This window comes from Klebsiella sp. (assembly GCF_027492335.1).
GTDB lineage: Bacteria > Pseudomonadota > Gammaproteobacteria > Enterobacterales > Enterobacteriaceae > Klebsiella > Klebsiella huaxiensis.
In genome coordinates, this window is record NZ_JAPUEW010000093.1 from 1 (window position 1) to 5,218 (window position 5,218).

Consider the following 5,218-nt stretch of genomic DNA (forward strand, 5'->3'; position numbering starts at 1 on the left):
TGGCGGAAGATCACAGGAGTTGAACCTGCCCGGGACCGCTGGCGGCCCCAACTGGATTTGAAGTCCAGCCACCTCACCGGAGATGACGATCTTCCGCGCCTCGATTGCTACATGGAGGCGGGGCGCATTATAGCTACTTTCCTGCATTAACCACATACCCCAACGCACTTTTTTACTGTTAAAACTGGACTTTACAGAACCTTCTTAAACAAATCCTTGCAAAATCCGTGGGTTACACTTTTATACACTCTTTCAGGCTACCGAGATCACATAAAACAAGAAACGTAATTTGATTATGAGATATCGCAATTCATCTTACCGCGCGGATAGTTTACAAATTCTGTAACCGGTACCAACAAGCGGTAGCGCTGAGAGATGAGTGTGTTGTTATGAAAAATCATATTTTGTCCGTCAAAGAGAAGATTGGCTACGGCATGGGCGATGCCGCCAGCCATATCATTTTCGATAACGTCATGTTGTATATGATGTTTTTCTATACCGATATTTTTGGTATTCCTGCCGGCTATGTCGGCACCATGTTCCTGCTGGCCCGCGCGCTGGATGCGATATCCGATCCGTGCATGGGGTTGCTGGCCGACCGCACCCGCAGCCGCTGGGGGAAATTCCGCCCGTGGATACTGTTTGGCGCGATCCCGTTCGGCCTCGTCTGCGTGCTGGCCTACAGCACGCCTGACCTGAGCCATAACGGCAAGCTGATTTACGCTGCGGTCACCTACACTCTGCTGACCTTGCTCTACACCGTGGTCAATATCCCGTACTGCGCGCTGGGCGGCGTCATTACCGACAACCCGACTCAGCGCATCTCCCTGCAGTCCTGGCGCTTTGTGCTGGCGACGGCGGGCGGTATGCTCTCGACCGTCCTGATGATGCCGCTGGTGAACTTTATCGGCGGCGAAGACAAGGCGTTTGGCTTCCAGGGCGGTATTGCGGTGCTCTCGGTGATTGCTTTCCTGATGCTTGCCTTCTGCTTCTTCACCACCAAAGAACGCGTCGAAGCGCCGCCGAGTTCCACCTCGATGCGTGAAGATCTGCGCGATATCTGGCGCAACGATCAGTGGCGCGTAGTTGGCCTGCTGACCATTCTGAACATTCTCGCAGTCTGCGTTCGCGGCGGCGCGATGATGTATTACACCACCTGGATCATGGGGTCCGCTGCGCTGTTTACCGCGTTCCTCACCACCTACTGCGTCGGCAACCTGATTGGCTCGGCGCTGGCGAAGCCGCTCACCGACTGGAAATGCAAAGTTAGCGTCTTCTGGTGGACCAACGCCATCCTGGCGGTGCTGAGCGTGGCGATGTTCTTCGTGCCGATGGATGCCGAAATCACCATGTTCGCCTTTATCTTCGTGATTGGCGTACTGCATCAGTTGGTCACGCCGATTCAGTGGGTGATGATGTCCGACACCGTCGACTACGGCGAATGGTGTAACGGCAAACGCCTGACCGGTATTAGCTTCGCGGGCACCTTGTTCGTACTCAAGCTGGGCCTGGCGCTGGGCGGCGCGATGATTGGCTGGATGCTGGCCGGTGGTGGATACGATGCTGCAGCCAAAACCCAGAACAGCGCCACCATCACCATCATTATCTCATTGTTCACCCTCGCTCCGGCAGTCTGCTACCTGCTGAGCGCGGTTATCGCTAAACGCTACTACACCCTGAAAACGCCGTTCCTGAAAAAGATGATGGCAGAACTGGCTCAGGGTGCGCGCCGCAACGAACACGACTTCACTTCAGCGCCGACAGGCAAAGAATTGCAAAACTAAGAGGAAGCTATTGATGAAAATCAGTGATGGAAACTGGCTTATCCAACCAGGGCTCAATCTGATCCAACCCGTGCAGGTGTATGAGGTTGAGCAGCAGGGTAACGAGATGGTGGTCTACGTCGCGTCTCGCGAAGTCCGTGAGCGTGCCGCTCAGCTGGACGTTCCGCTCTTTACCGTACGCTTCTTCTCCCCTCAGGAAGGGGTGATCGGCGTACGCATGGAGCACTTCCAGGGGGCGCTGAACAACGGCCCGCATTACCCGCTGAACGTGCTGAAAGATGTAAACGTTGAAATTCAGAACGGCGATGAGTTTGCCGAGCTGAAGAGCGGTAACCTGACCGCCCGCGTCACCAAAGGTGACTTCTGGTCGCTGGATTTCCTGCGCGACGGCGTACGTATTACCGGCAGCCAGCTGAAAAACGACGGCTATGTGCAGGATACGAACACTAATCGCAACTACATGTTCGAGCGCCTTGATCTCGGCGTCGGCGACACCGTCTACGGCCTCGGCGAGCGTTTTACCGCGCTGGTGCGTAATGGTCAGACGGTAGAAACCTGGAACGAAGATGGCGGTACCAGCACCGAACAGTCGTATAAAAACATTCCGTTCTATCTGACTAACCGCGGCTACGGCGTGCTGGTTAATCATCCTGAGCGCGTCTCTTTCGAAATCGGCTCCGAGAAAGTCTCTAAGGTGCAGTTCAGCGTCGAAGGCGAGCATCTGGAATACTTCGTGATCGACGGCCCGACCCCGAAAGAGGTGCTGAACCGCTATACCCGTTTCACCGGGCGTCCGGCGCTGCCGCCAGCCTGGTCCTTCGGCCTGTGGCTGACCACCTCGTTTACCACCAACTACGACGAAGCGACGGTTAACAGCTTTATCGACGGTATGGCGGAGCGCAATCTGCCTCTGCACGTGTTCCACTTCGACTGCTTCTGGATGAAGGCCTTCCAGTGGTGCGATTTTGAGTGGGATCCGGTCACATTCCCTGACCCGGAAGGCATGATTAAGCGTCTGAAAGATAAAGGTCTGAAGGTCTGCGTGTGGATCAACCCGTATATTGGTCAACGTTCGCCGGTATTTAAAGAGCTGCACGAGAAAGGCTATCTGCTGAAACGTCCGGACGGATCGCTGTGGCAGTGGGATAAATGGCAGCCGGGCCTGGCGATTTATGACTTCACTAATCCGGAAGCCTGCCAGTGGTACGCCGATAAGCTGAAAGGTCTGATTGAGATGGGCGTTGACTGCTTCAAGACTGACTTTGGCGAGCGTATTCCGACCGACGTGCAGTGGTTTGATGGCTCCGACCCGCAGAAAATGCACAACCACTACGCCTTCATCTATAACGAGCTGGTGTGGAACGTGCTGAAAGAGACCGTTGGCGAGAAAGAAGCGGTGCTGTTCGCCCGTTCCGCCTCGGTGGGTGCGCAACAGTTCCCGGTTCACTGGGGCGGCGACTGCTACGCCAACTACGAATCCATGGCGGAAAGCCTGCGCGGTGGCCTGTCGATCGGGATGTCCGGCTTTGGTTTCTGGAGCCACGATATTGGTGGCTTCGAAAACACCGCGCCTGCTCATGTCTACAAACGCTGGTGCGCCTTCGGCCTGCTGTCAAGCCACAGCCGTCTGCACGGCAGCAAATCCTATCGTGTGCCGTGGGCTTACGATGACGAGTCCTGCGACGTAGTGCGTCACTTCACGCAGCTGAAATGCCGCATGATGCCGTATCTGTATCGCCAGGCCCGGCTTGCCAACGAGTTCGGTACGCCGATGCTGCGTTCAATGATGCTGGAGTTCCCGCACGACCCGGCCTGTGACTATCTGGATCGTCAGTATATGCTGGGTGATTCCGTGCTGGTCGCACCAGTGTTTAGCGAAGCGGGCGATGTGCAGTTCTATCTGCCGGAAGGCAACTGGACGCATCTGTGGCACAACGACGAAGCGCAGGGTAGCCGCTGGCATAAGCAGAATCACGATGTGCTGAGCCTGCCGGTTTACGTGCGCGACAACACCCTGCTGGCGCTGGGCAACAACGACCAGAAGCCGGACTACGCGTGGAACGAAGGCACCGCTTTCCAGCTGTTCAACCTCGACGATGGCCGCGAAGCCGTCTGCCAGGTTCCGGCTGCGGACGGTTCGGTGGTCTTCACGCTGAAGGCGAAACGCCAGGGCAACACCATTACCGTCAGCGGTGAAGGCGACGCCAGCGGCTGGACGCTGTGTCTGCGCAATATCCCGCAGGTTGCGGGTGTGCAGGGCGGCGCTCAGGCGGGTAGCGAGCTGGGTGCAGTCGTCACCGCGCAAGGCAACGCGCTGACGATTACGCTGTAAGGTTTTCTATCCCGAAGCACGGGTTCGCAGTTATCTGCGGACCCGTAACCCGGACAAGGCGCGTCAAGCGCCGCCTCCGGGAATACAGGCGTAATGCAGGCTCAGGTTATCCTCCCGGTGGCGCTGCGCTGACCGGGCTACGAGCTAACCCCTCTTCGTTTATGAAGAGGGTTTTTTTATTCCATTTTGTCGAAAAAAGTAACGTTCATTTCATTCTGGTGATTCATCCCACAGACACTATTGCCGCCAGGTGATAGCGTAGTTTGCCGCTGAGAGGAGCCCGGAATGGATTTAGAAAATATCTTTCGTGATGTGAAGCTAAGCAAAACTGAGATGACTGTGCTGCGCTTTATCCAGAACGATCCTGAGCAATGCGTTCGCGAGGGGGTCCGCGCCGTCGCGGAACACTGTTATAGCAATCCCTCCTCGCTGGTGAGGCTGGCGAAGAAATTGAAATTCAGCGGCTGGCTGGAGCTGGTCTACTTTATTAAATTCAATATCACCATGCCCAAACTCGATGTGACTAACGATATCGATTATATGAGCATTCAGCCGGTGGAGGGGATAACCCCGCTGCTGGAAAGTCTGCAAAATCACCGCATTTTGATTCACGGCAGCGGCTTTTCGCAGCTGATCGCCCAGTATATTTATAATAAGTTTTTGGTGATCGGGGTGAATGCCAGCCTGGCATTGTGGCCGGATTATGAAATCCTGGAGCAGAAGAACGCCGCCAAATTTGATTCGATCTGGATTATTTCCAAATCCGGGCGCAGCAGTTCGGCGCTGAACTGGGTGAAGGCTCTGGAGGGGAAAGAGATTAATCTGGTCTGCTTTACTGGCGATTATCAAAGCCCGCTGGCGCAGGCGGCGGATACGGCGTTTATCATTCATGACCCGCAGAAGTTCGATGACGATATTTACTGGAGTAACCCGTTTTTCGGTTATTGCATACTCGGTTTTGAGCGGTTGCTGAAGATGTGGTTTATGCAGACGGGTATCCCCGGAGGCGGCGCTTGACGCGCCTGTCCGGGCTACCGGCCCGCAGATGGCTGTGAGTTTGTAGCCCGGTCAGCGCAGCGCCACCGGGATGAAGCCGCGCCGA

3 protein-coding genes and 1 tRNA gene are annotated in these 5,218 nt (G+C 55.7%); 3 read left to right on the forward strand and 1 reads right to left on the reverse strand.

Annotation, left to right across the window (positions count from 1 at the left end; genetic code table 11):
- A tRNA-Sec gene (locus QVF11_RS25805) sits at nucleotides 1-95 on the reverse strand.
- Nucleotides 96-389: 294 nt separating this feature from the next.
- Here QVF11_RS25805 and QVF11_RS25810 point away from each other — a divergent pair.
- From QVF11_RS25810 to QVF11_RS25820, 3 genes are all read left to right on the forward strand, one after another.
- Entirely contained in the window at nucleotides 390-1,784 is a 1,395-nt protein-coding gene (locus QVF11_RS25810) for a glycoside-pentoside-hexuronide family transporter (protein WP_287860407.1), read from the forward strand.
- A 13-nt stretch (nucleotides 1,785-1,797) separates the two neighbouring features.
- Nucleotides 1,798-4,116 carry an alpha-xylosidase gene (yicI, locus tag QVF11_RS25815; protein WP_287860408.1) on the forward strand — a complete coding sequence of 773 codons (2,319 nt, stop codon included), beginning with the start codon at nucleotides 1,798-1,800 and terminating at the stop codon, nucleotides 4,114-4,116.
- A 285-nt stretch (nucleotides 4,117-4,401) separates the two neighbouring features.
- The gene (locus tag QVF11_RS25820) at nucleotides 4,402-5,133 is read left to right on the forward strand and encodes a MurR/RpiR family transcriptional regulator (protein WP_112216058.1); all 732 of its coding nucleotides are present in this window, start codon (nucleotides 4,402-4,404) and stop codon (nucleotides 5,131-5,133) included.
- Nucleotides 5,134-5,218: the final 85 nt, after the last annotated feature.